The organism is Rhizobium sp. CF080 (genome assembly GCF_000282095.2).
Taxonomy (GTDB): domain Bacteria; phylum Pseudomonadota; class Alphaproteobacteria; order Rhizobiales; family Rhizobiaceae; genus Neorhizobium.
Map to the genome: position 1 here is coordinate 20,326 of NZ_AKKC02000005.1, position 23,495 is coordinate 43,820.

At 57.5% G+C, this 23,495-nt stretch carries 27 protein-coding genes and 2 pseudogenes; 10 read left to right on the plus strand and 19 right to left on the minus strand.

Annotated elements, in window-relative coordinates:
• Positions 1 to 261 precede the first annotated feature (261 nt).
• Positions 262 to 693 (minus strand): response regulator, encoded by a 432-nt coding sequence (locus PMI07_RS15685; RefSeq protein WP_007757239.1) that lies wholly within the window; start codon positions 691 to 693, stop codon positions 262 to 264.
• A gap of 966 nt (positions 694 to 1,659) precedes the next feature.
• Between PMI07_RS15685 and PMI07_RS35665 the strand changes: the two genes are divergently transcribed.
• Both PMI07_RS35665 and rpsU (PMI07_RS34160) read left to right on the plus strand, forming a co-directional pair.
• The gene (locus PMI07_RS35665; protein ID WP_081760811.1) at positions 1,660 to 1,992 is read left to right on the plus strand and encodes a hypothetical protein; all 333 of its coding nucleotides are present in this window, start codon (positions 1,660 to 1,662) and stop codon (positions 1,990 to 1,992) included.
• A gap of 177 nt (positions 1,993 to 2,169) precedes the next feature.
• Positions 2,170 to 2,433: a 30S ribosomal protein S21 gene (gene rpsU, locus PMI07_RS34160; RefSeq protein WP_007757237.1), complete on the plus strand. Its 264-nt coding sequence runs from the start codon at positions 2,170 to 2,172 to the stop codon at positions 2,431 to 2,433.
• 338 nt (positions 2,434 to 2,771) lie between these two features.
• Here the strand turns inward: rpsU (PMI07_RS34160) and PMI07_RS34915 are convergent, their stop codons facing one another.
• On the minus strand, positions 2,772 to 2,918 hold the full coding sequence (locus PMI07_RS34915; protein WP_007757234.1) for a hypothetical protein: 147 nt from the start codon (positions 2,916 to 2,918) through the stop codon (positions 2,772 to 2,774).
• A 142-nt stretch (positions 2,919 to 3,060) separates the two neighbouring features.
• Positions 3,061 to 3,513 carry a hypothetical protein gene (locus tag PMI07_RS34165; protein WP_007757233.1) on the minus strand — a complete coding sequence of 151 codons (453 nt, stop codon included), beginning with the start codon at positions 3,511 to 3,513 and terminating at the stop codon, positions 3,061 to 3,063.
• Between the two features lie 1,438 nt (positions 3,514 to 4,951).
• On the opposite strand from PMI07_RS34165, the gene PMI07_RS15705 reads away from it, so the two are divergent.
• Together PMI07_RS15705 and PMI07_RS15710 are read left to right on the plus strand one after the other, a co-directional pair.
• Positions 4,952 to 5,269: a PepSY domain-containing protein gene (locus tag PMI07_RS15705; RefSeq protein ID WP_007758807.1), complete on the plus strand. Its 318-nt coding sequence runs from the start codon at positions 4,952 to 4,954 to the stop codon at positions 5,267 to 5,269.
• Between the two features lie 31 nt (positions 5,270 to 5,300).
• Entirely contained in the window at positions 5,301 to 5,906 is a 606-nt protein-coding gene (locus PMI07_RS15710; RefSeq protein WP_007758810.1) for a hypothetical protein, read from the plus strand.
• 254 nt (positions 5,907 to 6,160) lie between these two features.
• Here the strand turns inward: PMI07_RS15710 and PMI07_RS15715 are convergent, their stop codons facing one another.
• Complete coding sequence (locus tag PMI07_RS15715; protein ID WP_007758817.1) at positions 6,161 to 6,739, minus strand: isochorismatase family cysteine hydrolase; 579 nt, start codon at positions 6,737 to 6,739, stop codon at positions 6,161 to 6,163.
• Between the two features lie 945 nt (positions 6,740 to 7,684).
• On the opposite strand from PMI07_RS15715, the gene PMI07_RS34920 reads away from it, so the two are divergent.
• Positions 7,685 to 7,861: a hypothetical protein gene (locus PMI07_RS34920; protein WP_155956530.1), complete on the plus strand. Its 177-nt coding sequence runs from the start codon at positions 7,685 to 7,687 to the stop codon at positions 7,859 to 7,861.
• Between the two features lie 493 nt (positions 7,862 to 8,354).
• On the opposite strand, the gene PMI07_RS15720 is transcribed toward PMI07_RS34920, so the two are convergent.
• Positions 8,355 to 8,597, minus strand: coding sequence for a DUF982 domain-containing protein (locus tag PMI07_RS15720; protein WP_007758820.1), 243 nt, complete (start codon positions 8,595 to 8,597; stop codon positions 8,355 to 8,357).
• An 849-nt stretch (positions 8,598 to 9,446) separates the two neighbouring features.
• Here PMI07_RS15720 and PMI07_RS34925 point away from each other — a divergent pair.
• Entirely contained in the window at positions 9,447 to 10,049 is a 603-nt protein-coding gene (locus PMI07_RS34925; protein WP_007758824.1) for a hypothetical protein, read from the plus strand.
• 29 nt (positions 10,050 to 10,078) lie between these two features.
• On the opposite strand, the gene PMI07_RS15735 is transcribed toward PMI07_RS34925, so the two are convergent.
• Both PMI07_RS15735 and PMI07_RS15740 read right to left on the minus strand, forming a co-directional pair.
• On the minus strand, positions 10,079 to 10,303 hold the full coding sequence (locus tag PMI07_RS15735) for a hypothetical protein (RefSeq protein ID WP_007758825.1): 225 nt from the start codon (positions 10,301 to 10,303) through the stop codon (positions 10,079 to 10,081).
• 119 nt (positions 10,304 to 10,422) lie between these two features.
• On the minus strand, positions 10,423 to 10,632 hold the full coding sequence (locus tag PMI07_RS15740; protein ID WP_024163843.1) for a cold-shock protein: 210 nt from the start codon (positions 10,630 to 10,632) through the stop codon (positions 10,423 to 10,425).
• A gap of 228 nt (positions 10,633 to 10,860) precedes the next feature.
• On the opposite strand from PMI07_RS15740, the gene PMI07_RS15745 reads away from it, so the two are divergent.
• Positions 10,861 to 11,178 (plus strand): hypothetical protein, encoded by a 318-nt coding sequence (locus PMI07_RS15745; protein WP_007758832.1) that lies wholly within the window; start codon positions 10,861 to 10,863, stop codon positions 11,176 to 11,178.
• 315 nt (positions 11,179 to 11,493) lie between these two features.
• Here PMI07_RS15745 and PMI07_RS15750 read toward each other — a convergent pair whose 3' ends face one another.
• From PMI07_RS15750 to PMI07_RS34930, 7 genes and pseudogenes are all read right to left on the minus strand, one after another.
• The gene (locus PMI07_RS15750) at positions 11,494 to 11,778 is read right to left on the minus strand and encodes a hypothetical protein (protein WP_007758835.1); all 285 of its coding nucleotides are present in this window, start codon (positions 11,776 to 11,778) and stop codon (positions 11,494 to 11,496) included.
• Between the two features lie 674 nt (positions 11,779 to 12,452).
• Positions 12,453 to 12,845 (minus strand): DUF1236 domain-containing protein, encoded by a 393-nt coding sequence (locus PMI07_RS15760; RefSeq protein ID WP_007758837.1) that lies wholly within the window; start codon positions 12,843 to 12,845, stop codon positions 12,453 to 12,455.
• A 448-nt stretch (positions 12,846 to 13,293) separates the two neighbouring features.
• Positions 13,294 to 15,348, minus strand: coding sequence for a response regulator (locus tag PMI07_RS15765; RefSeq protein ID WP_024163844.1), 2,055 nt, complete (start codon positions 15,346 to 15,348; stop codon positions 13,294 to 13,296).
• A gap of 597 nt (positions 15,349 to 15,945) precedes the next feature.
• Positions 15,946 to 16,245 carry a DUF982 domain-containing protein gene (locus PMI07_RS34180; protein WP_007758850.1) on the minus strand — a complete coding sequence of 100 codons (300 nt, stop codon included), beginning with the start codon at positions 16,243 to 16,245 and terminating at the stop codon, positions 15,946 to 15,948.
• Between the two features lie 57 nt (positions 16,246 to 16,302).
• On the minus strand, positions 16,303 to 16,776 hold the full coding sequence (locus PMI07_RS15775) for an Hsp20 family protein (protein WP_007758851.1): 474 nt from the start codon (positions 16,774 to 16,776) through the stop codon (positions 16,303 to 16,305).
• A gap of 170 nt (positions 16,777 to 16,946) precedes the next feature.
• Positions 16,947 to 17,978, minus strand: a complete 1,032-nt coding sequence (gene ligD, locus PMI07_RS15780; protein WP_007758852.1) for a non-homologous end-joining DNA ligase — start codon at positions 17,976 to 17,978, stop codon at positions 16,947 to 16,949.
• Positions 17,911 to 18,674 (minus strand): annotated as a pseudogene (locus tag PMI07_RS34930) (Ku protein). The gene ligD and the pseudogene PMI07_RS34930 overlap by 68 nt, the downstream one beginning before the upstream one ends.
• Positions 18,675 to 18,828: 154 nt before the next feature.
• Here PMI07_RS34930 and PMI07_RS15790 point away from each other — a divergent pair.
• The gene (locus PMI07_RS15790; protein ID WP_007758860.1) at positions 18,829 to 19,047 is read left to right on the plus strand and encodes a hypothetical protein; all 219 of its coding nucleotides are present in this window, start codon (positions 18,829 to 18,831) and stop codon (positions 19,045 to 19,047) included.
• Between the two features lie 114 nt (positions 19,048 to 19,161).
• On the opposite strand, the gene PMI07_RS15795 is transcribed toward PMI07_RS15790, so the two are convergent.
• The 4 genes from PMI07_RS15795 to PMI07_RS35340 form a co-directional block, all read right to left on the minus strand.
• The gene (locus PMI07_RS15795; RefSeq protein WP_007758862.1) at positions 19,162 to 19,743 is read right to left on the minus strand and encodes an alpha-ketoglutarate-dependent dioxygenase AlkB; all 582 of its coding nucleotides are present in this window, start codon (positions 19,741 to 19,743) and stop codon (positions 19,162 to 19,164) included.
• Between the two features lie 36 nt (positions 19,744 to 19,779).
• Entirely contained in the window at positions 19,780 to 19,974 is a 195-nt protein-coding gene (locus PMI07_RS15800) for a hypothetical protein (protein ID WP_007758864.1), read from the minus strand.
• Positions 19,975 to 20,035: 61 nt separating this feature from the next.
• Complete coding sequence (rpsU, locus tag PMI07_RS15805; protein ID WP_007758866.1) at positions 20,036 to 20,275, minus strand: 30S ribosomal protein S21; 240 nt, start codon at positions 20,273 to 20,275, stop codon at positions 20,036 to 20,038.
• A gap of 28 nt (positions 20,276 to 20,303) precedes the next feature.
• Positions 20,304 to 20,456: a hypothetical protein gene (locus PMI07_RS35340; RefSeq protein ID WP_197032523.1), complete on the minus strand. Its 153-nt coding sequence runs from the start codon at positions 20,454 to 20,456 to the stop codon at positions 20,304 to 20,306.
• Positions 20,457 to 20,816: 360 nt separating this feature from the next.
• Here PMI07_RS35340 and PMI07_RS34190 point away from each other — a divergent pair.
• Positions 20,817 to 21,865, plus strand: a pseudogene (locus PMI07_RS34190) (IS630 family transposase).
• Positions 21,866 to 22,414: 549 nt separating this feature from the next.
• Positions 22,415 to 22,765 (plus strand): hypothetical protein, encoded by a 351-nt coding sequence (locus tag PMI07_RS15820; RefSeq protein WP_037087152.1) that lies wholly within the window; start codon positions 22,415 to 22,417, stop codon positions 22,763 to 22,765.
• Positions 22,766 to 22,796: 31 nt separating this feature from the next.
• Here the strand turns inward: PMI07_RS15820 and PMI07_RS15825 are convergent, their stop codons facing one another.
• Complete coding sequence (locus tag PMI07_RS15825) at positions 22,797 to 23,477, minus strand: hypothetical protein (protein WP_037087154.1); 681 nt, start codon at positions 23,475 to 23,477, stop codon at positions 22,797 to 22,799.
• Between the last annotated feature and the right edge of the window lie 18 nt (positions 23,478 to 23,495).

Below are 23,495 nucleotides of genomic sequence, written 5' to 3' on the forward strand. Positions count from 1 at the left end.
CCGACCGCTAGCCTTCAAGCACCTTACCAGACGAAGAGCGTCGCCAAAAAGCGGCTTTGCTAAGTATTCGCCGATCATCCACACGCGGCCCCAGGGCCTATTGGGCAAGAGCGAACGAGATGAGTCTCCTTGGCTAAGAGCTGGCCGCGTAGTCAACGGTTTGATTCAGTTCAACCTTCCGTTCGGGAAGGCCCGACGCGTGAGTTGGGAGCATCGATCACGGTTTCCGCCTATGGTGAAAGCGGTCGACAATACGCCACGCTAGCCCCACCTATTGTTGCGTTTTCCCTGTCCTGGTGGGACAGCAATCTCAACAGCGGAAAGGCCAGGATGCAGAACCATCTCGCTAAGGGCGGATAAGATGTCGTGGAGCCTATATGGTTTTGGGAAGAAGCGGGCGCTGGCAGGCAGTGCGGCGCGCGACGCGTTGTGGCCGCCCGAGGCCACAACAATGGGGATGGACTTGCAAGTGCTGTCCACCAACCAGGCCAGATCGAGGCCGGAAAGACCACCGGGCATGTCGATATCGGTGACGAGCGCGCCGATCTCATGGTGGCCCAAGACTGCAACGGCTTCCAAACCACATGTCGCTTCGAGAACGCGATAGCCTTCCTCTTCGAGAGCTTCGCAGAGAAGCATCCGGATCAGTGGCTCGTCTTCGACGACAAGGACAGTAGGCATTTGCAAGGCCATCGCTCGTCTCCTGCGTATCCAGCGATCGGAGAACGTGCCGTCGAAGCGGAGGTTCGCGTCCGCATAACAGTCTTTGCTAACAAACTTAATAAAATGCGAACAATCGGCGGACAGGTCGGTGAAGCGTACTAGAACCAATGGGGTTTGCACCCGTTGCACATGACCAGATCGAGGCGGCGCACGCGGACTTGGACTTCCCCGGCGTTTGACCGGATGGCGATTGTCGGTGTGCCGCGTGGCCGGCCAAAGATCTGAAGAGGAATGGATTCGACACGGTGCAAGCCGGGTGCAGAAAATCGGGGCCCACCCTCATCTGCAAGTCGGTTCGCATGGAGCGGCTATCATCCACCGCGCATCAATGGGTACCCCCTTCGCCGGCCTTCAGTTCCACAAGCAACGCGTCGCACGCCAAGCAATCGATACAGATTCCGAACGAATCTTCATCGAACTCCGCTGCGTACTTGCGCTCTCGACAGCAATCGCAGACGATAGTCCCGCAGCTGGAGCTTCGTCGAAGACCGAGAATTTCGATTTTGTAATTTTCGGTGGGATCGACAGCAAGGCCCGGCATTTTAACCTCCCTGACCTCAAATCGATGATGAGATAGGTTGACACCTGACAAGATTCTAGGGGCGGCACGATCTGTCATCCGGCTGGTTTTGAAAGTGATGATCCGCTGTCGTACAGGTCGAAGGCACTTCAAAAATCAAATCGGGAGTTCGGAGGCGCACTGGGACGCGCAGCTGACAAGCCTGCGACTGAGCAGGCTTGTCAGCTGGTTCTTAGCTCCGAGCGGAACCAGGGTCCGCCTCCAGCACTCCGTCCGCACTATCCGCGACGGAAACCAACTGCCTCCGTACTATCGGCGACCGGTTTCTCTGACGAGCGCTCCGGAACATACCGAACTAGTCTTTGTTGTATGTGCGGCCGGCGACCGCCGTCTTTCCAATTTTCCCGGAGGGAACCATGTCCAAACGTATTGCTTCAGTTCTAGCGCTCACCATCGCTGCTACGGTTTTATCCGGGGTTGGGATACCGGCCGCCGCGCAAGACCTTCAGCTCCGTGTTGGGCCTGACGGTATCCGGCCCGTCATCAGAGAGCCCCGCGAGCGCGAGCGTGACAGACCGCGGGGCGGGTGCAGCTCGCGAGAAGCACGCGCTGCTGCCCGGGATGAGGGCCTTCGAGATGCGACAGTGGTACGCGAAACACAGCGAAGCATTACTGTAGAAGGCGTCAACCGCCGTGGACGCGTCGAAACCGTGACGTTTGCAAACGCAAGGGGGTGCCCGGCACTCTGATTGCAAGCCAGACTGACAGCTATAGGGCAGCCGGACATCGACGTCCTGCTGCCCTTCGGCTTTAAACCGTTTGGTCCCAAATGCGCTCGAGAGGGCCCATGAGGTCGGTTCCCGATTGCTCCCCCGGGATCGGTCCAGTAAGGACTGTTACAAGAGCAGATGTCATAGGAGTGGGAATTGAGGATCCTCGTACGAGATAACAATGTCGATCAAGCCTTACGATACTTAAAAAAGAAATTGCAGCAGGAAGGCGTGTTCCGGGAAATGAGACTTCGGGAGCACTATGAAAAGCCCTCTGAGAAACGGGCGCGCGAAAAAGCGGAAGGCGTTCGCAGAATCCGCAAGCTTGCACAGAAGAAACTGAACCGCGAGATGGGGATCAGCACCGCAAAACCCAGAACCCCGCCTCGCCATAAGGATGCAGTCTCCTCAACCCGGTAGCTGGGTTCTCGTGTTCCGTCGCCTGCTCAATTTAGCGCCTGATCGAAAGTGAAGCGCTGACGACCCGACTTGTTCGTGCGTATCTCTGGGAAATGAAGCGCACGAGCCGATCCACATCTCTCGATCTTATGGGCATCGCTGCGGACTGACCCAACCCGCGATGAACGGACCCTCAGGCGCTTCTCCATCCCAGCACGCCACGGCGCATTAACAAATGTAATTGAACGCCCTTCGCAGAGGCGTACGTTTGGGGCAACGGTCAGGAGGAGCACCACGTGCGGACACATAATGATTTTTTCCCGGATATCCTTTTTCCAGACGACCTCGCCGTCATGGTGCTAGCGCACCGGGCTGCGATGGCTCAAACCGGATGCGCCGGCCTTGACCCCGAGGAAGTTGCGAGGATCGCCGTGCGCTTTTATCGAATGGGCCTGGTTGAAGAGGGAAAGCTCGCGGAGATTACCGGCGAGGTTGCCCGCCGCCATCACGCTGTCCACACTCCTAGCTGATCCCAGACGGCCACCGACAATCAAAGGAGACAACGCTCGAAACGCGGATCAGACAACGCCTCAAATGATCAGTGAGCTCGAAGCGATAGAGGTCTTCCTACACTTGGCGCGGCAGAAGCTACAGCTGGGTCGGTTTGATCGTGTCGGTTGCTATGTACTCGTCGACCACGCCCCGAGCCAGATCCGTTCGACCACGCTCGACTTCTATGACAGTATAGGCCTTCTCATCGCGAAAGGCACTTGCGTGGCGGGTTGTGACATCTTCGCCGGGCAGTGCGTCGATTTCGAGAAAATCTAGCTCGCGGCTGGCGGCGACAATGCGTGCGTCGCCCGCGGTCCGGGCCGCGACGACGACCTCTCCTAGTGAGGGCGCATTTTGCCACCTGAAGTCGCCAGCCGGTGCAACGGGCAATAGTCGATAAACATTCAAACTTTCCCCGTTCTGCGTTGAGGACGCGACCCTCTCGGCATCTTCGATCTGCGCCTTGCTCTCAACAGAGGTGCCAAAACTTGTGGAGCTTACACCGCTGTTTCTTTCATTCATATCGCCGGATCGTGTTGCGTTCGACATCCTGAACCTCGCTTCGCTGTCGGGATCCAAACCGCGCCGGCCAAAACAAGTTCCGCCTCACGGCCTCGCACCTGAAAAACTACACTTCTTTCATTGTCTTGATGAAGACGTACTGTCCCGCGCTCCCCTACATCACTGCCTGAAATACAGGCGTTGAGCCATCCCCGAGCATCTTCGCGTAAGCCTGTGCATAATCGATTCCAAGAGCCCAGATTGCACAGCTCACCTATCGACGCGATGACGGGGACGCTAACAAACCCCGCCTCTGGGATCTCCAGGTTCAAACGGGAGGCCGCCAAGCCGGGAGTTGCAAGCACCTTTCTCACGTCGGCAACTAGATCGGTTCAGATCAGCTGAATCGGGGCTACGCTCGCCACCCCGCTTAAGCCGTGCGACCAGTTTGCGGCGCCTGGGCCGGGATGACTAAAAGAGTGAGTTGCGTGTCCTCTACCTCGCTAGTGTGAAGTGCCGAAGCCACACTCAGAACGGGTGCAGTCGCCAAGAACGCGCGTTGGGTGGTGTCTCGAATGAGTAAGTCAGATATGACGGCGTCCATTGCGATCTTGGGGTTGCAACCTTCCGGCGGAAGGAAGCCTCGAGGTTCAAGCCCGACCTTAGGACCTAAGTCCCGACACGCCGAGTTCCTGGAACAACTTGATTCCTTTGGCATTCTGGATGTGAGATCCATCAGGGTAATGCAGTCATGAAAGCGGTTCTAATCGTACTTGGAGGGTCTGTCCTCGCGGTTACAACATTCGCAGGCGGGCTGATTTCGGCAACTGCGATGTTCACCGCTCGCAATGAGCCAAGCCACTTTGCGAGCACGGACGTTTCCGACCTGTGGACGAGCGAGCCGGTCAAGATTGATACCGGCGCGCGGTCCCTCGACCGCGTTGCGGCCCGCCCGGCATCGCCGCGTCCGACCGCACAAGCTAGTTCCGCACTCGGGGGTCCCACCGTTGCCCAGGCGCGCACGGCGGTCTCTCCGTTTTACGACTCCGGTAATTCTGAAAGCGGTGGAGCGGCCGTTGGCGACACCCAGCCGGGAATGGCGGCAGAGCACTTGGAGTGGTGTGCCAGTCGGTATCGCTCTTATCGGCCGCGGGATAATTCTTACACCCCATTCAGCGGCGGACGGCGGCAGTGTGAATCGCCCTATGCGATCACGCAACGTGCAGCCGGCCACACCGAAGGAATTCAAGCCATTTCAGAGGCTCCGAGTGGTGAGGACGCGTTTGAAAAAGCGTCCGGCGGAGGGCCTTTAAAAGAGCAAATCGTCGCCGACCTTGGTCCCTCCACCCTCAGCGAGGAAGAGCATTCCCAGTCTTGCTTCAATCGCTATCGATCATACCGAGTCGCGGACAACACCTACCAGCCTGTTAGCGGCGGCCCCCGCCGACAGTGTCAGTAACAATAAGGGCCTAACCGAGGAAAACCCATGAAAACCAGTATTCTCGCAATAGCACTGCTGTCGGCGTCCACGCTTGTGGCGCAAGCCCAGACCACACCTGCGCCAACAACCAACGGCAACACGCCCGCTGTTGCGACACCCGGTACGAAGAACCCCACCGCCCCGGTCGCAGGTGCCAATAGCTTCACAGAATCGCAGGCCAAGTCTCGCATCGAAGGCGCCGGTTATACCGGGGTGAAGGATCTCAAACTCGACGACAAGGGTGTCTGGCAGGCGATGGCAATGAAGGATGGAAAATCCGCAGCCGTGTCGCTCGACTACCAGGGCAACGTCGTTTCCAAGTGACAAGCAAAACTTCTGAAAGAAGGGCATACCAATGAAAACTGTAACCGGACTTTTTGACGACTACACTGATGCAAGTGCGGCTGTCAGCGCACTTGAAGCCCGTGGTATCCCATCAGCGGACATCAGCATCGTGTCCAATAATGCTGGCGACTACCACAAGAAAGGCGACAGCAACGCCGCCGAGGGTGCTGGCACGGGTGCCGGCATCGGCGCTGTCGTGGGTGGTGCAGGCGGTCTCCTGACAGGGCTTGGGATCATGGCCATTCCGGGGGTCGGTCCCGTGGTTGCCGCTGGGTGGCTGGCCGCCACCGCGCTCGGCGCGGTGACAGGTGCCGTGGCGGGCGGAGCAGCCGGTGGATTGATCGGTGCACTCACAGACTCTGGCGTGCCAGAGGAGCACGCCCACGTCTACGCCGAAGGTGTGCGCCGCGGCGGCACCTTGGTCACGGCCAGGGTTGATGACAACCTTCAGACTGAAGCCGAAGCGATTTTGAAGAAGTCCAACTGGGTCGATCCGGTCGAGCGCCGACGGGCGTATTCCGAGCAGGGCTGGACACAATTCGACTCGGCGGCGCAGCCTTTTGGTCCCGCCGAGATCGAGCAGGAGCGGCGCCGTTACCCACGTCGTACACTCTGAAAATCTCAGGGGCAGGCCTCGAGCCTGCCCTCTTCGATCTTAAGTATCATCGACGACCGATGGTTCCAGCCTCCTCTATCGACGAGAAGATACCGCAAGAAGGTATTGGCGTGGTCACACTGGTATGCATGGCAGACGGCCTTGCCGAACGACGACACTGCCCATTGAATGGAAACCCTGACCGCAGCCTCCTATTTCGGGCCTTGTAATGCTTCTCCAGAAATTGGGGGGTTCGACGTGAGTGACGCCGGCGATCACACGCGACGGATAAAGCCCTCCGTCGACAAGATTTCCAGCTGCACCGAAAAACGGCGCCCCAATAATTCGAGGGAGGCGTCATGCGTGTCATCAGCACCGCTGCAAACGGCATCCTTCAGAATGATGACCCGGTAGCCGAGGTCTATGGCTCCGACTGCCGCAGCCAGAACGCACACGTCTGTCTCTCCTCCTGAGATCACGAGTGTCTCAACCCCCTCCTCCGCCAGCACACAATGAAGCTCGCCGTTGGTCCAGGGCGAATAGGTCATCTTGTCGAAGATCCTTGCAGGGGGGACCATTGCCTTCAACGCAGGGACTAGATCGACCATTTCCGGGCCAAGTTGTTCCAGAGTCATCATGTTCCACTTCTCGTAATAGGTGCGCCACATGCCCGGCATATCCGCCGCGCGGCTGGGTGGCACAAAACGGGTAAAAATCGTTCGCTGCGGATGCCGCCGCGCGACTTCGTCAACCTGAGGCGATACTTGTCGCATCCATGGCACATGCCAAGGCGTGTCCTCGGCGAACATTCGCTGCATATCGATGCACAAGTGGATCCAGTTATCATATCTCATCATCGTCTCCGTCCGACGCGAACCGCGTAAACAAGAGCAGGTTCCGTTTGCGACGTCCGTTTCGTGATCACAGCAGCGACTAAAGGACGGATAGCCTGACATGCGCCCACTCGCTGTCCACATGCAAGGCGGGTCGGAGGCTCAGATGCCTAAGAACCGTTTCAGCCGATCTGCTAGGAACTGAATGCGCCGATGCGCTTTATCGCGGGCGTTGAATTCAAAAGATCACTCACTGGTGTCAAATGACTCCCGTTCGCCGGGAAACCGCAACGCCGCTGGAACGCTCGGACTGCAGACGAAGATTTCAAGGTAGTCAGTCTGACGACTTCTTCGCCATCGGAAGCAGACGGATAGGTGGTGCCCTACCGTGTTGTACCGTATGCCGTCGAAGCGACAGGATAGGCGTAGACTCCTTGGTAAAAGAAGCCGTTACGATATAGGCAACCCCGCAATCGAACCGCATGCAGACTGGTCTCAGTTATCGCCTCAGCGGCTGCTGCGCCCGCTTCATGCAAGCATCTCGGCAGCACCCTGTTATATGCCCGCATGAGCTGAGAGCTGCTCTCCACAGGCACGGCTCCGTAGACAGGCCAATCCGTCCGGGCTTCCGCCGCCATCGAGGTGCAGGCCAGGCTTAGCGCCACGCCCAATGCGAGCTTGAGGTTCACTGGTTCGCTCTCCCACTTTCCCGAATATCCCCTGGAACGTGATGTCGGGCCTTTTGTTCCTGAAAGCAGTTGACGTGTTCGGGGTGGAGAAACTTCTACGCTACCGGCTGTTAGCTAGAAATCGCGAGAGTGATCGAATCGTCCTGGCCGCCTGTGAGGAAGAAATGGAAGCGCGACGATTTCACTAGTACTTCCGGGCTGCACCTGCTGCGCCGCATTTATCTTCCGAGCTTGGTTATCTGGAGGGCACCGTCAGAAGATCTGGTGGAGGAATGACATGAACAAACGAGCCGAAAAGGCGACCCAATCCTTTCTTTGGCAGAAGCCCGTTCTTGTCAGGACCGGCGATGAATTCTTTGAATCGATAAATGGTCCGAGCGGCGCCGGCTTTCCCGCTCAACCGCTGGCCTGGAGAAAGTGGTCAGATCCTCGAAAACGCAAGATATGCCTGTAACACCTGTGAGGTCGCGCTCGAGCGCAAACGGGTCTAGTGAGATCGCTCGCAACGCGGTCGTCGCGGCGGCGATTGACGCATATATCCTGGTATAAGCCCATTACAACGCCTCCCTATTCGTATTAGTGGAACGGTCGTTCTCTGACTGAAGTTCAGTCTCCGTATCAGGCTTTGGAAACGGGAGTCGTCTTATGCAGGAAAATCAGGGCCCGGGCTGGTTGTTCGCCTGGGTCGGGCACCCTAACACCAACATTGGTATGCTTCGATTGCTCAGTGTCCCTATCGGCTTCATCGCCATATTCGGCGCCATCATGTGGTCGATCTTGCCCTAACAATCTCGCGTTTCGGGTGACGGGAGAAACTCGGTTACTTACTTTTGAGGTGCGTGGGATGATGGCGCAATGTCGAACTCTATCGGCTTGGGCGAAGTAGTGCCACCCCGTCAACGACGCGGTCGGAACGCCCTGAGGCCGCAAATTCCGATGTAATCCACTCAGCGGAGGATTCCCGCCTCCCTGGCGGCGGCCCGGAATGCCAGTGCGGCGGCCGATGAGTCGCTACGCCCCTTAACAGCGTCCATGCAGACCCGCTTGGCGGCCGCGAAAGATTCTCCTCCCTTCTGCGGCCAGCCGGTCATCAGATAAGCGACGGCCTCCCTACTATTGCGGATGCTCTTAAAATGATCGCCGGACTCTATGGCGATCTCGATCGGCCTATCCCAAAGATTAGTGTCCATCGGTCATCTCCGCGCGCTTTGGACTTTTACGGAGAACGCCATCGATCCGGCCTCGTTCCGGCTTAGGGCTTTGGTCCTAAACGTGTCTCGCCTGCTTTGGGTGATGAAACAGCTGTCAAGTAAGGCGGCCCAGCGCCGTAGTCCGGTCCGTCAACCGCCAGTCGCGGTTCTACGATGGAAAGTCACACCCGCTGGGCCTTAGGTCCTCCCACCACCAAGTGCCAACGTGACGATCGACGCCACTTTTCAAGAATGTGCTCTCGACAGGCGAGTGCTCAACCGGTCAAAGGCTCAAGCATTGTTCTGAGTTGAACCGGATGCTTAATGCCGAACAAGTACCAATTCACCAGATCACGAGCTACCTGCTGCGCGTCGGGGTGGTCCAGCGGAATGGACTTTTCGTCACACACCTCTTCCAAGACCGTTCGCAGGAGCGCCAGATCCCCTGGCTCCAAAGTATCATGTGACGAAAATACCATTGCAGCCCCCATTGCTGCTCCACCCAAGCAGTAGAGTGCTTTACAATTGCCTAATCTGCAAGAGCTTCCAGCGGCATCAGACTTCTGTCCGATGCCGCACCGCTCCGCCCTGGCAACCGTCTAAAAGGTACCATCAGGGATCTGGGCGCTCGCATCCTTTTTGAGGAGCCGTTCGGAAAGAGATTGAAGACCAGCTAAAGAGCATTAGTTTCACCTGCCCGTCCATGAGTGTAAGGGTGCCTAAATTGCGCCCATCCCAGCTGTTTTCGGTACGGAACTCTCAGTCGCTCGCACGGCAGTTCCTCCTCGCGGGTGGCGCCGTAACATTGGTCGTCATGCTGTTGGTTGGGACAGTGGTGACAAGAGCCTGATGGGAAAAAAGCTGACGCCCAACGAGGACCTTCGGCAGGCTTTTGCAGGTCATATGGTAGCCGAGTTTGATCATGTCGATGATGAAGAAAGCGTGGCCGAGCGGCAGAGCGGCCAGCCCCACTTGGAAATCTACAATCCCGTACTGCAGCCATGGTATGGGGAAGTGGTCGCGGTCTCGGAGTTCTATGAGATGGCGGGGTTTTTCCTGCTGTTGTCTGCTATCGTGTTGCGCGGCAGCAAAACGACCGACCGTCAGCGAAGCATATTGGGCAGGCGGGTCGAAGAGTTGACCAAGCTGCTTCGCGAGAACAAGTCGCTGACCACGCGGGTTCAGAAAGCGTCCCAAGAGACAGCCGCTCTTAACGAGAGATACCTGCGACGCATCGCCGCCGACCTACACGACGGCCCTGCACAGCAGGTTCCCTATGCATTTCTGAGGGTGGATAGCGACATAACCCTTGAACACGTCGGTGTCGACATTCCAGGACCACGTTGCCACACCAGCGGCATCGAGTGCATGGCGGAGCTGCTCTGGTCCCCAGTCAAGCTAGTCCTCGATCGCGCGTCGGTATGGCAACTCCCTGAACATCGTCCCTTGTGAGGGAGAAGGGCCGCCAACTTACTGTGTGATCAAGACTTTTTAAGGCGTCTGCTGATGAGGGCTTCTGTCGCCGCAGCAATACCCTGTGCCTCTTTCGCGAGACGCGCCTCGCGGAGCCTCAAGGTCTTGGCTTCGCGGGCCTCGACGATCGAGACGAGTTCCTCGACCGCATGGCCGCGTGCGAAGAATTGGGTCTGTGTGTGGCCGAATGCGATCTCGGCCTGCAGCCGGGATTTTAGATTTGTCTGTGTCATGGGTCATCCGGAGTTAGAGAAGTGCAACAGAAAAGGCCAGGCAATTTGCCTGGCCTCGCGGGTATTTTGCTTTCGACAGTGCCAGTACATCCGTGGTCAAAGGAAAGCAGTAACCTAAATCAAGCAGCCTGAAGGTTGCAAGCCGACATCTTGCCCGACTTCATATCGCGCTCGAGTTCGTAGCCAAGCTTCTGACCTTCGACGATTTCGCCCATTCCGGCGCGCTCCACGGCCGAGATATGAACAAAGGCGTCAGCGCCGCCGTTGTCCGGCTGGATAAAGCCGAAACCCTTGGTGGAATTGAACCATTTTACTGTGCCTGTGGTCATGATGAACCCTTTCAAAGCAACATTAAGCGACCGCAAAGCCGAAGCCTGCGGATGGTGATAGCGATTGATTTTGAAAGGGAAGTTCGTCAGGCGCGGTGCTAATCGCGCGGCAACCAAAGTTCAGCAAGCAAAAGATCGATAAACCGCTAATAGAGACAGACTACCGACAAGTCAACTTTTAGTTTTGCCATCCGTTGAATAGCCGTAATCACGCGGTAGTCTGGGGATATGGAAAAAACACAGATAGACGACATCAACGCCCAAATCCTCAAACTGCGGACGGCATTGCCGATCTGGGGCGTCGAGGCCAATGATCTCGTCGAACTCGCCCGCAACGCCGAACGGGCGGCCGCCACGGTCGACGAGAGAACGATGCAGCGGATGCGCGGCCTGATCGAAACGACGACCGGGTGGCACAACACACTCCTCTACTGGGAAGAGCAGGACGCCGCACCCGCTCTCAGCGCCGACTTCAGGGTGTTGCGGGGATCGCTTGACGCGATGCGGAAGGAAGTTGCCGAAGCGGCGGCCTCGTTCGAGATGTAGGACAGTGGCTTGCAGTCGATGCATTACTCCGTCCGGGCGACAAGGTTGGCGGCATCTGCTGGTTTTCTAGGTGGCAATCCCATGAGCCGGTCCGCCGCGATCGTCCCCATGATCATGGGCAAGGCAATCCTGACAGACCGGACTGACGGAGGAATTGTCAGCAGCTTCTGTCGAATCGCTTCCAACATTCGGGTCACGGCATGTCCGGCAACCGAACTGATCCGCGGAACGATCGGTTGTCTTTCGCTCGGGCATCAGTGACGACCGTTGGCATGCGGCCCTGCTCGAACGCGACAGTTCCCAGCTCCTTGACGATCAACCGTCCTTCTCATTCCACCTCGCCGATAACAGCCAAGCTACCCCCGCGCCGAGCAACATCACACCGATGATGGCTCCGGTTGCCGCCGAAGGGTTCCGGCGAGCAGCCTTACTCAGGCTGTGACCTTCCCGCTGGTACTGGCGTGCGAACCGCCGCGCCTTGGGGGCGATATCCGTCGCAGCGTTTTCCGCTGCGTCGTCAGCTTGCCGAGCAAGCATGGCGCGGAGTTCGGCGAGCCGCTTACTGAGACGGTCGATGTCGGTCGTGAGGGCTCGTGCCATGTTCAGCGCCCCTCGAATCTATCGCGGTCACGGTCATAATCCCGATCACGGTTGCGTCCGGTCCCGCGCCCGGAGTTATCATCGCTCAATGAGGAGTTTTGCAGCCTGTCAAGGACTTGCAAAAGCGCGTCAGCGCAATCCTTTGTCGTGTCGCCTTCAGCGCAGTGCAGATCGACCCTCGTCCGGCCGTTTTCAATGTGGATACGGGGCCCGCGTTCTGGCGGCTGCGGACGGTGGCTTGGTCCCTTGTCGGGGTGCGCCGATCCCATGTTCGGTTCGCCGTGTGGAAGTAAGGGCCTCGAAGGAGGATTGTCTTTGGTGATCTCAGCCGGAGCCGGCGGAAGCGGAGATGGCTCAGCGGGCGCCTGAGCGAATGAAACGGAACCGGACAGCGCGAAAGCTCCCGCCGCAAGCAGGCAAAGCCTGATCATCGTGTACCTCTGGGGGTTTGTTGCATCTGTAACGTTCGATTTAGGGCATCGTTCCGCGCGGAGGTTGGGGCGCTTCAAATTTCAAACTTCCCGACCTCACACCGCCACCTCATCAGCATGATTGCCAACAGATTATTTGCCACACGTACTCGCAAAGCGCGCATAGGGTGAGCGCGATTCAAGGCCGAGGGACTAGTCGCGGCAAAAAAATGCCCCGCGGCCTTTGGGCAGCGGGGCTTCAGTTTAGTTCAGCACCTGGACGACCGTGTGGGTGCGCGGATCTACGATCACGCGCTGGTCATTGACAACCGTGTACGCATATTTCGGATTGCTCGGTACCGGTGTCAGTACCACGCTCTGAGGGATTGGCTTGCCGACCACGATTTGCTGCTCAAGCCTTACTCGCTGCGCCGGTGCGGGCTGCTGCTGAACATAGGTTACCACCTCGCTCGGCGGTGGGTCGATTGCGGTCCCGATAATCGCGCCGGCCACTCCACCGACTGCGGCGCCCACTGGGCCGCCAACGATGGCACCGGTCACCGCGCCGCCCACGGCACCGTTGACGGTACCGCTTTGGGCAAAGGCACCTGTTGCGGCAAAGGTAAGTGCCGCAGTCACAGTCATAAGCTTGTTCATAATTTTCTCCTGGTTGAAGTGGCAAGAGAACGGCGCGTGGAGGACTTCGTTCCGTACCAGGGACCTAAGTCCATCCCACCCGCCCACCAACCGGTTCCGAATGATGTGGTCGCCCAAACGGCTCTCCCGATCCTGCGTTAACAGAAGTCGGGCCATCTCATCGCGGTGTCGAGCGTTACGGTGTATTCGAACTCCCGAACTTCGGCATCTATCACGCCTCCATGACTTCCGGCCTTCCCTCGACGATACCGTCGATTGCCGGGCTGGCCTTGCTATGCTCCGGCCCATAATTTCCAATATGAGCGAAGCGTTCGACCTTGTTCTTCCGTTTCCTGAAGATGCGTAGGTTGTGGCTGGAGTTGACGCCAACCCCGCGGAAGTGACGGCGTCACTGACATGGGTAATATTTGGCGTTGAAGCCTCTTTACAGCCAAGTACGTCGGGCCTCTTAACCCTTTGAGGACGTGTCCAAACGCACGACGTTTCCGAGCTGAACAGTCTTCAATCGCTCGGCTGCCAGAGCAGCAGCCAAGTCTTCGTTCTTGAATGGCTTGGCGACGACGGGACGGGCAATCTCCAGGCCAGCCTCGAGCTTGTCGCTATACCCCGTCATAAGCACGACCGGCAGGCGGGTGTCCTTTCGTGCTATTGCCTCGGCGAGCTCGATCCCGGACATCTCCGGCATCATAATGTCGCTCACGACAGATTCGACGTCGGGATGGCGCTCCAGGATGCCCAGAGCCTCCGCGCCGCTCGAGGCAGTGTAAATGGTCGGAACCAGTCCGTCCAAGGCAAGTCGGACGGACTCGAGCGATGCTGGCGTGTCGTCGACGATCAGAATCGTCTTCGGAAGATCAAGCTCCGGGCCCTCGTGCTCGCGTGGCATCCGGGGCGCGGTTGATTTCGGAAGCATGAGAATGAATGCGCTCCCATGGCCGATCAAGCTGGTGGCCTTGACGGTGCCGCCCGCGGCTTTGGCGAAGCTGTGAACCTGGGTCAACCCCAGGCCCGCCCGCCCGTTTTCCTTTGTGGAAAAGAACGGTTCGAACACGCGTAACAGGTCGGGGGGTTCGACGCCTTTGCCGGTGTCCGTAACCGTGAGCGCTACAAACTCGCCGCGAAGCATAGGATCTACCGTGGCGCCTTGCGGTACGTTCCTGGCTGAGACAGTGACCCGGCCACCATTTTGCATGGCTTCTCGCGCATTGGTCAGAAGATTGATCAGCGCGATTTCGAGACCGGCAGGATCCGCATGAACGGGCCAGAGGTCGTTCGGGACATTGACATCCATGACAATGGCATCGTTGAGCGCCTGTCGAAGAAGCGGCTCCAGGTCCGCAAGCTTGCCATCCAGTTCGATATGCGTGGCCCCCTGATTGGAGCGTCTCGAAAACGACAGGAGGCGTTGGGTGATTGCCTTTCCCCGCGCCACACCGTCGGACATATGTCCAAGGAACTGCGTTACCCGCTGCTCATCGTTCCTGCGCCGCTTGATGCCTTCGACCCCCGACTGAAACACCATCAGCAGATTGTTGAAATCATGCGCTGCCTGACCCGTGAGTTTTCCCAACGCATCCATCCGCTGCCAGTTGGCTATGCTTTCCCGTTCGCGATGACGAGCATTAACTTCCCGATGAAGGAGAACTGCTGCTGCGCCCGAAAGCAAGAGGGTGAAACAGCAGCCAGCAATGAGCAGCATCCAAGCCTTTCGGGCCAGTTGATCGTATTCCGCGAGCGGGATACCCACCCTCACCCGCCACGGCGTTTCTTCCAACGCGACCTCGGCAACACGCAGGTCACCGCCCGCCTTCAGATTTGCCAGACCGACACCGCTCCCTGAGAAACGAGCAAATTCGTCTCCTTTCTTGCCGGCAAGCTCTGGTGAGCCGGTCGATGCCACCAGCCGATCTTGCCCATCGACAATCCAGGCGGGCCAAGTGTCGGGAAGACCCGTTGCATGAAGCAGGTTCGTCACCATTGCCGGGCGGATCACTGCCGACAGGACGGCCCGCAGCTTGTCCTTTCTTTCGATCGGTACCCGGATCGCAAATGCGGCTTGCCCTTTCGGTCCGATGACGATGTTTCCGATGACGCCCTCCCCGGATCGAAGCAGTCTGTCGTAGCTCTCGGTATCGATCACGCGCCGGCTTGATGACGCTTCAAGCGGCGGGAGAGACAAGACCACATTGCCCACTTCGTCCGAAACACGGATCTGCTCCCAGCCGGGAACGCGCTCACGCAGACGGCGAGCGGTCTCCGTAAAGCTGGAGCGCGAGACAGGAAGATCGAAGCGCGGTGAATCCGCAATCACCGACAACAGCTGGATCTGGGTGTTCAATTCGCGCTGGACGGTTGCCGCGATCGTCGCAGCCCTCGCCCGGACGCCCTCATCGAGCGACTTGCGTTGCTCGGCAACGAAGAACCACCCCATTCCGGCTGCCAGAATGATGACGGGTATGAGCGAGGCGCTGAGAAGAAGGAGCGCTGGCCGAGCTCTGTTCAAGCGATATCCCAAATAATATTCTTCAAGCGGTATGACATAAGCTCCCGCGCAAAACTTGCAAGCAGCTTGGCCCCGGCACGTCGCCTGGCTGTCCGCGTGGCAATGGAGCAACGGTGCCGATTGCCACCAGCAAGGATCAAGGCCCGATGGCTGAGGCCAGGGTCGCGAGCCCACCGGTATTCATGTTTTGTGGTATCACCCACCGCCTGTTTAGCCTTACCCGTAAGCTCATTGGCCGCGCGGCGCATGCAAGTTTGCTATCCGATCAAACGCCGGGGAAGTCCATTGCAGGCCGCTTCACGACGCGCCTGATACAACGACTGAGCATGCGCCGCTTCGTTTCCGCTGTGGCCACAGAGTGCTTTCGCGGCTCAGATGGGTTCTGACGAACAAGCGGAGGACTTGAACCGCCTCGGGAGGCGGCCGGGAACAAATATGCCATGGACGCTTCTCACCACCAACAAGTCACCGTTCAAAGGCATCGGTGCACCGAACAAGCATCCCGATTTCGTCTGGCCGAAGCCGGAACTCGCCGCGGGCTTTCCAATCGCCATCGCATTGTTTGAGACCTGCTCCCATCTGTCCGTCATCGGGCCATCAACGCACGTACGGATCTTTATCCGGGCGCCGGGGAGACGCGATGATGACGTCACTTTCCGGCGCCAGCAGATCGTGTTTCTCGGCAAAGGCGGCAAACAGACCGCGGGCGGTCTCCGCTTCGATTTCACCGCGTAGCGCGGCTCCGCATGCCTTTAAGGCAATCGCATGGGCCGCGTCTCGGAGCGACACCGGCCACTCAGAGAGGTGACGGTAGGCGTCCATGACCCCGCGCACCTCGGCTGGAAAACCAAGTCCGACAAGGATAGAGACAGGCTGTCTGAACATATCGGGTTTCATCGTCTTCTCCTTCCCAATGGGCGCCGCCGCAACGGCGCCCTGGTCGATAGGATTGCTTTAAGCGGCCTTCTGCCCTTCGATCTGCGCCAGGAGAGCCGACGTCAGAGCGGGTCCACTCTGGATCGAGATCTTCCGCGGCTTCAATGCCTCCGGAATCTCGCGGACTAGATCGATCGACAGGAGACCATTGTTCAGATCGGCCCGGTTCACCCTGACATGATCAGCAAGCTCGAACCGGTGCTCGAACGGCCGACCGGCAATGCCACGATGCAGGTAGCCATCCGCGGATGTCTCCTGCTTCTTGCCGGTGACAGTGAGCAGATTGGACTGGAACGTAATGTCGAGATCATCCTGGGCGAAGCCCGCCACCGCGATCGAGATCCGGTAGTTATCGTCACCGGTCTTGACAATGTCGTAGGGCGGCCAGTCGCTGATCGCGCGGGCGCGCTGGGCGTTTTCCAAAAGATTAAAGACCCGGTCGAAGCCGACGCTCGAGCGGAAAAGCGGTGCATAGTCGTAAGATGTTGCCATAGCCATATCCTCCTTGAAGCAACATGGGTACGGATGCGCCGAGAGACGGCGCCTCCAGCAAGGCCAGCCCTTCATCAGCGGCTGGCGGCAATCGATTTGGTTTCTGAGATTTTTGGATTCAAGAGCGCCGCCGGAAAAAATTCTCCGGTTTTTGCCTTCGCCCGGGTCATTCACTCAAGCGCATACACTGCAGCATTATCTTGAACCTCGCGCAGACCTTTATAGGAGGCGTGGCGGAGGTTGCGGTCGTCGGTCCAGCCGCGGAATTCGATCTCGGCGATCAGGGTTGGTTGGGCAAACACATAGTCCTTGCCTTTCAACGGAATGACCGGCGTCCGCGTCTTCAGCGTCTCAAGCGTCTTCTTAAGATAGGTGGCATCTTTTTCCTTGAAGCCCGTACCCACGGCGCCGACATAGACCCAATCATGGCCACGTCGGCCTGCAAGCAGAAGGCTGCCGATCCCACCGCGAGCAGCGGCTGACTGCTCGTAGCCGACGATCACGAAACTTTCGCTCTGAACGCATTTGATCTTGAGCCAATCTCCGGTGCGGCCGGATCGATAAGGACTGTCTCGATGTTTGGCAACAATACCTTCCATTCCGAGAGAGCAAGCTTTCGCCAGCAATTCGTCGCCGTCACCCTCGGTTTCTTCGGAGAGCTGGATTGCGCCCGCAGCGCCTTCCAACAAGTCCTCCAGAAGGTGACGACGAACCACCAGCTCGGTCGTCGTCAGATCGTGTCCATCAAAATACAGGAGGTCGAAGGCAAACAGGACGGATTCCGTCGAGGCTCGTTTGCCACCGCGTCCGCCAAGAGAGCGTTGCAGGGCTCCGAAGTCGGATCGGCCCTGAGCGTTGAGCACGACGGCTTCACCATCGAGGATAGCGGTCCCTACTCCGAGTTCCATGGCGGCCGCGGCAATGGCCGGGAAACGATGCGTCCAGTCATGGCCACCGCGGGTGATGATCCGCACGCCTTTCGGCTCGATGTGGATCGCAAGGCGATAACCGTCCCACTTGATTTCGTAGGCCCAGTCCGGCCCGGTCGGCGGCGCCGTCTTCAACAACGCCAGGCAGGGTTCGATCCGATCGGGCATAGGATCGAACGGGAGGCTAGGCTGCGCCGGATCGCGCTTACGCCTCGGGTGAGATTTCGCGGTGAATGAACCGTCCTGCAGAAGTGGCTTGGCGCGCTTGCTCATTTTCAGTCCGCGTATCGGTTGCGAGCGACTTCCACAAGGCATCCATTGTTGATGACGCTAATCAGTGCGGGCGTTTTCGCCTCGACCGTCCACGACTTCTTCAGCGCCTTCTTCTCGCCGGCGATGATATCAAGCAGTGGATCCTGCACCGAGTCGATAACCACCTTCGGATTCCAGGGCTGGTTCTGCTTTTCGATCAGTTGCTCCACTAATGGCATCATCTTCTGCATTTTCTGTTCATGGCCAATGCCGACGAGATAGGGTATCCTCGTCACGGACTTCCCCGTAGCGCAACGTCCAGAGCGCGATACCATTATCCCGTGGCTCAAGCATGACGGCGCGCTCGCGGCGGGTCATGACCAGCCGGGAGATGCCGACCATGTCATGGGACTCCATCGCGTCGAGTGACCCCGAAAGCCTCTTTGAGATATAGATTGTCTTCGTACCGTCGAGGGCGACGTTTTCCAACTCCTCACCTTCGGGGATGATGTATTCGTCCCCACCACGTTGGTCGCCTTTGACCTCGCCCTCTTTCTTGACCTCGTCGCCGGTGACAAAAATGGCGTAGCGGCCGACGACGTGGTTCTGAGTGAACGTAATGCACTCCGACGATGAAGCCGCGGTGTAGAGTGCGACCGGACAGGCGACGTCTCCGAACTTAATGACGGCTTTCCGATTCGCTCGCGGGACGACCATGACGCAGGGGCTCCTGAGATGACCAGTGCGATTCAAACAAATGGGCATGCAATTGTTCCCAGCCGAAACGAATCATTTTTCAATAACTTAGCCCGTCGACCGCGCGTCTTTTGCGAGTCTCCGCTAGACCCATGATTCTCATGCATCTTTTGGTATGACGCGCGTTTATTCGAGCAGCAACCAGAAGGATCACCGCGATAGCAAGCGCAAACTGATCGATACCGGTACCGACAAACGCTATGTCCGCCGTGACGAGGACGGCAGATTCAAGGAAAGCGTCGACGTTTCCCGATCTCTATCCGCTGACGCCCGGCATGATGCCAAACACGACCAGAAACCCGGTCAAAGTGACAAGGGCGACTACAAGTGCTGATCAAGCCGGCCTCAGACCGCCTTGCCTGCGCAGTAAGACCCAAGAAGGGGCGACTTCCTTCTCTGAGGAGCCTGCTTTTTTTTACCTGCTTTTTCCAAACGCAACCGGCATTGGCTACCTTCCGGTTGCGGAATTCATTTCGCGAAAGGTGATCGAATAACGAAGCTGGTCGACCGGCGGGATAGAATGCTCCCAGAGGGTTCTCGCTTCCCCGGCCATGACATAGGCCGACCCTGGTTCTAGAATGATCGAGCTGCGCTGCCACTTATCGCCCTGGCGCCGCCTCATCCTGAATGTGCATGGAGACAGAAGCGAAATACCGACCAACCGACCGAAGACGAATTTATCCCTGTGCCAGCCAATCGGAGCTCCGGGACCATACTCGGTGACCAAAGCTTGTTCCAATAGGTCGGGTTCAATGCCGGCAAAACCGCCGGCAATCTCGCGCACGGGCAAAAGAAAGGGCGGAATGTCTTCGCCTTTTCGGACGCGCTCCGTTTCAAAGTCGTATTTCCAGCCGAACGAGACCGTCCTGCGCTTGCCTTCGAAACCGTGGAAATCAAACGCCTTGAGCGGCAGCTCGGGCATCTTTTCCAGGATGGCCTGCTGCAGATTGTCGGGAACGACGTCCGGCGTATAGCGAAATCCATCCGGCAGAGACGGTTCGATCGCCCCAAAGAGGTCATGCTGTTCCATCGTGCTCGTGTGCCGCTCTCGAAGTTCCCAGTCGGTTCAATGGACTCTCGGCGTTTTCACTACGGTGGCGAAGTCCTCGGCGACCAGTTCGCTGACCGCGATCAGGATCTCCTCGCGGCTGAAGCCCGTTTTCAGTGCACTCCGAATAAGATCTTGCAGCTCAGGTTCAATGACGTCGCGGCAATCTTCCAGGCGTTCTTCGGAGATCGTTATGCTGGTGAGTTCTTCCATTCGTTCATCCTTTCAAAGGAAAATCGCCGCCGGGGGACACATGTACGGCGGCTTTTCGGTTCTATCGAGTGGAGGCCTTCCGCCTTGGCGCGGCGATCAATCCTTCGCGCTGCAGCTTCTTGCGCGCAGCCTTGCGATGGCGGCTGATGGCCTGCGCTTTTTCCCGGATACGGCGTTCGGACGGCTTTTCGTAGGCGCGCCGCTCTTTCATTTCCTGAAACAGCCCTTCGCGCTGCATCTTCTTCTTCTTCAGTACCCTGATGGCCTGATCGATATTGTTGTCTCTGACGAGTAGCTGCATCGTCTTCTCTTTATTCTATCATTAAAGCTCAGCCGAGCTGATCGGCGATCAGTTCCTGCAGTTCATTGCGCGTGAGGAGGCAGGGATATGGTTTCCAGTTCTTGGTCGGCCGAACCACGGCCTCATCGCGCTCACGGGGCTTCACAACCGCGGATGTGGCAGCGACATTTGTGTTGTTCAATACGTTTCCTCTGCCGCCAATCGGCAGGCATCATCAATTCATGTTGAATTTGCCCGTCACGGACATCGGGGCAGGCGTTTACCGCCGCAGCAAAACGCCGGACGAATCCCAAGGGGTTGCCTAGTAAGTCCTGGATATGGGCACTCGCAAAGAACATTACAATCTTCCCCCGAGTGTGCCTTCGTGCGAAAGGGGGAAATCGTGGAGGGTCCCCAGTTATTTGGCACCGGGGCTACACGGGAGCCCCGCTTCGGCGGTTCTTTTGGCCGTTACCTCATACCAACGAGCGTCATTTCTGACTCTTGCTGGATTCCCGAAGGACCCCGAATCTGAATCGATGTTGCAAACAGGAGGTTTGCGATGGGTTCAGCGCTTTCACTGCGACAGGATTTCGATGGTGTGGCCCTCCGGGGGCTCGCTCGTCAGGCAAAAGACGCCAATCAAGCCCGGCGCTTGTTGTCTCTGGCCTTGATTTATGATGGCGGATCACGTGCAGATGCGGCCCGGCTTGGCAGCGTCAGCGTGCAGATCGTGCGCGACTGGGTTGAGCGGTTCAATGCGCGCGGCGCCGATGGCTTGATCAACGGCAAGGCACCCGGCAGCCGATCGAAACTGAATGAGGCTCAGCGCCAGGCGCTGGCGAAGGTCGTAGAGCGCGGCCCCATTCCAGCAATCCATGGTGTCGTGCGCTGGCGCCGCAAGGACCTTGTGCAGTGGATATTCGAGGAGTTCCGCATCTCCATGGACGAGACGACGGTCCGGTCGTGAGTTGAAGGCGCTCGGCTTTGCCAAGCTCTCGGCCCGTCCACGCCATTATGCGCAGAACGAGTTGGAAAAGGATGCTTTTAAAAAGATTTCCCCGCCGCAGTGGCGGAAATCCAGAGCCGCCTCGCACCGGACACCCAAATCGAGCTTTGGTGGGCAGACGAAGCCAGAGTAGGGCAGAAGAACAAGATCACGCGACGGTGGGCTCGGCGCGGCACCAGACCAGTCGCCCCTTGTGATCAGCGCACGATGTGGGCCTATATCTTCGGTGCGATCTGCCCAAAGAAGGGCAAGGGTCCGGCCTTGTTCTGACCTATTGCGACACCGACGCCATGCAGCAGCATCTCGCCGAAATCAGCATTGCCGTTGACGACGGCTCGCACGCAATCCTCATCCTTGATCAGGCAGGATGGCACACGACGCCGAAATTGAAGGTCCCGAACAACGTGACCTTGTTGTTCCTGCCGCCGAGATCACCGGAGCTGAACCCGGTCGAAAACATCTGGCAGTTCGTGCGAGATAACTGGCTCTCCAACCGAATCTTCAAAGACTATGACGATATCGTCAACCACTGCGACGCCTGGAACAAGCCGGTCGAGCAGCCATGGAAAATCATGTCGATCGGACATCGCCAGTGGGCATAGCGGTCGCGATCAGCGCTCGTTGGTATAACGTCTTCGAAGAAGATGCTCTGCATATAGCAGGATAATAAATATTCGGCCTTCATACACAAGGAACGTCTTAAGATCACAAGTTCAGTGTTTGGTACCTTGGATTTTATACACGCGCGAATTGTCATATTAAACTTTGTTCATTAAGCTATCCGCCGTAAGTTTCATCAGCTACTATTCGGGCTCTGATATGACGCGAGCAATCTGCATCAAATGCGGCAATGAGAAACACGGCTCCTGGACGCCCTGTCGAGAGTGCCGCTACCAGCCGTTCGGTGTCCCCGACGTCGCATGGTCCCTGGTACTTTCGGACCACTACCTCTCCGGAGATACATTAGATTGGATTGGCCAGTACATCGCGACAAACAAGCGTCTTCCCCTGTCCGAAACCGACGAGATCAATAACCTATATCAACGCGCGGAAGAGACTGTACTGGCTTCATCGCGATCGCTTTCCAAGCGGGGTTTATTACCCAAAACTGAGTAAGCAGATGCAGTGAAGCCCAACGAGAGGACGCGCATATGAAGAAAAGACACCTGGCCATTCTGATTGCAGTACTACTCTTTCCGATAGCAATTCGCGCGGAAGACGAGCCTAACATGGAAGATCTTGTCAAAGACGCGAAGCAGAACTCTGTACTGAAACAAATGATCTCGATGTCGGCTCAAACACTTCGATGGGCGAACGCCAGACTTCGAGAGGAAAGAAAGCCTCTTTTATTCTGCGAGCCGAGGGGAAGCGTAATCACAGCCGAAGACGCTCTTGCAATTATTGCATCCCAAGTGCAAGACTCAGAGTGGATCCGCAAGGACAAATCATCGAATATGCCGATGCATTTGCTCTCTGCTCTTGTCGAGAAATACCCATGTTAGCGTCGCGTCGACGCGAGGAAGCTCTAAGGTATCAGCGAAGAGAGCACCCCGGCTGGAATGACAAAGTCTTTGTTTGCTCGAAGCTTTTGTCATGGATATTTTTTCCATGCTCTCTAAGGTCCGCTTTGATAAGCTTACATGTAGTCCCCTGAATTTGGATAGCGATATCTACCCGGACCTCATAGTCGGTACCGATGGTGGAGTGCTTACCCATCCATTCGAATGGCTGTCGTTGCTCGTCCCGCAGAATACTTGAGAGCGTCAGAATTCCATCCTTGAAACTGCTAGATGTGGACATTGTAATCTTGTTCGTCTCGCCGGGCTTAGACGGATCGCTGCACGAGATCCGATCGGAGGTCTTCTTTCCTATGTCAAACAAGGGAGAGATCGATGACCACCTGCCATTGACCTTACAGCCCCGTCCGAACGGTCCGCCATAGGAAAAAGTGTAGAGCGCTTTCCCTTCAGATCGAACAGGCTGAATATAAGCTCCGCTGGAATTTGGGTGTTTATACACATTGAACTTATTCTTCAGTATGTCCCAAGAATAGCTGTCCATGTGGGTCGTGATATTCGATAACTCGATATACTGAAACGCCAGTTTTGCCGTATCTGCTTGGGCAGCGGAAGTCGTGACTGCGGCGAGCGCCGTAAGGGCGAGGCAGCTTATTTTCGTTCGGATGAATATTCTCGATTTTGCCATTATGCCCATGCCGACATTCTTTGCTAT

Coding starts and splice junctions, on each gene's coding strand:
- PMI07_RS15760 (WP_007758837.1), bottom strand. CDS start 12,845: ATGAACAAGCTTATGACTGTGACTGCGGCACTTACCTTTGCCGCAACA.
- PMI07_RS15745 (WP_007758832.1), top strand. CDS start 10,861: ATGGAAAAAACACAGATAGACGACATCAACGCCCAAATCCTCAAACTG.
- PMI07_RS15705 (WP_007758807.1), top strand. CDS start 4,952: ATGAAAACCAGTATTCTCGCAATAGCACTGCTGTCGGCGTCCACGCTT.
- PMI07_RS15820 (WP_037087152.1), top strand. CDS start 22,415: ATGAAGAAAAGACACCTGGCCATTCTGATTGCAGTACTACTCTTTCCG.
- rpsU (WP_007758866.1), bottom strand. CDS start 20,275: ATGCAGCTACTCGTCAGAGACAACAATATCGATCAGGCCATCAGGGTA.
- PMI07_RS34915 (WP_007757234.1), bottom strand. CDS start 2,918: ATGGCGGCGGGCAACCTCGCCGGTAATCTCCGCGAGCTTTCCCTCTTC.
- PMI07_RS15775 (WP_007758851.1), bottom strand. CDS start 16,776: ATGGCAACATCTTACGACTATGCACCGCTTTTCCGCTCGAGCGTCGGC.
- PMI07_RS35665 (WP_081760811.1), top strand. CDS start 1,660: ATGTCCAAACGTATTGCTTCAGTTCTAGCGCTCACCATCGCTGCTACG.
- ligD (WP_007758852.1), bottom strand. CDS start 17,978: ATGAGCAAGCGCGCCAAGCCACTTCTGCAGGACGGTTCATTCACCGCG.
- PMI07_RS15720 (WP_007758820.1), bottom strand. CDS start 8,597: ATGGACACTAATCTTTGGGATAGGCCGATCGAGATCGCCATAGAGTCC.
- PMI07_RS15735 (WP_007758825.1), bottom strand. CDS start 10,303: ATGACACAGACAAATCTAAAATCCCGGCTGCAGGCCGAGATCGCATTC.
- PMI07_RS34925 (WP_007758824.1), top strand. CDS start 9,447: ATGGGAAAAAAGCTGACGCCCAACGAGGACCTTCGGCAGGCTTTTGCA.
- PMI07_RS15685 (WP_007757239.1), bottom strand. CDS start 693: ATGGCCTTGCAAATGCCTACTGTCCTTGTCGTCGAAGACGAGCCACTG.
- PMI07_RS15795 (WP_007758862.1), bottom strand. CDS start 19,743: ATGGAACAGCATGACCTCTTTGGGGCGATCGAACCGTCTCTGCCGGAT.
- PMI07_RS34180 (WP_007758850.1), bottom strand. CDS start 16,245: ATGAAACCCGATATGTTCAGACAGCCTGTCTCTATCCTTGTCGGACTT.
- PMI07_RS15750 (WP_007758835.1), bottom strand. CDS start 11,778: ATGGCACGAGCCCTCACGACCGACATCGACCGTCTCAGTAAGCGGCTC.
- PMI07_RS15740 (WP_024163843.1), bottom strand. CDS start 10,632: ATGACCACAGGCACAGTAAAATGGTTCAATTCCACCAAGGGTTTCGGC.
- PMI07_RS15715 (WP_007758817.1), bottom strand. CDS start 6,739: ATGAGATATGATAACTGGATCCACTTGTGCATCGATATGCAGCGAATG.
- PMI07_RS15800 (WP_007758864.1), bottom strand. CDS start 19,974: ATGGAAGAACTCACCAGCATAACGATCTCCGAAGAACGCCTGGAAGAT.
- PMI07_RS15790 (WP_007758860.1), top strand. CDS start 18,829: ATGACGCGCGTTTATTCGAGCAGCAACCAGAAGGATCACCGCGATAGC.
- PMI07_RS15825 (WP_037087154.1), bottom strand. CDS start 23,477: ATGGGCATAATGGCAAAATCGAGAATATTCATCCGAACGAAAATAAGC.
- PMI07_RS34165 (WP_007757233.1), bottom strand. CDS start 3,513: ATGTCGAACGCAACACGATCCGGCGATATGAATGAAAGAAACAGCGGT.
- PMI07_RS15710 (WP_007758810.1), top strand. CDS start 5,301: ATGAAAACTGTAACCGGACTTTTTGACGACTACACTGATGCAAGTGCG.
- PMI07_RS34920 (WP_155956530.1), top strand. CDS start 7,685: ATGAACAAACGAGCCGAAAAGGCGACCCAATCCTTTCTTTGGCAGAAG.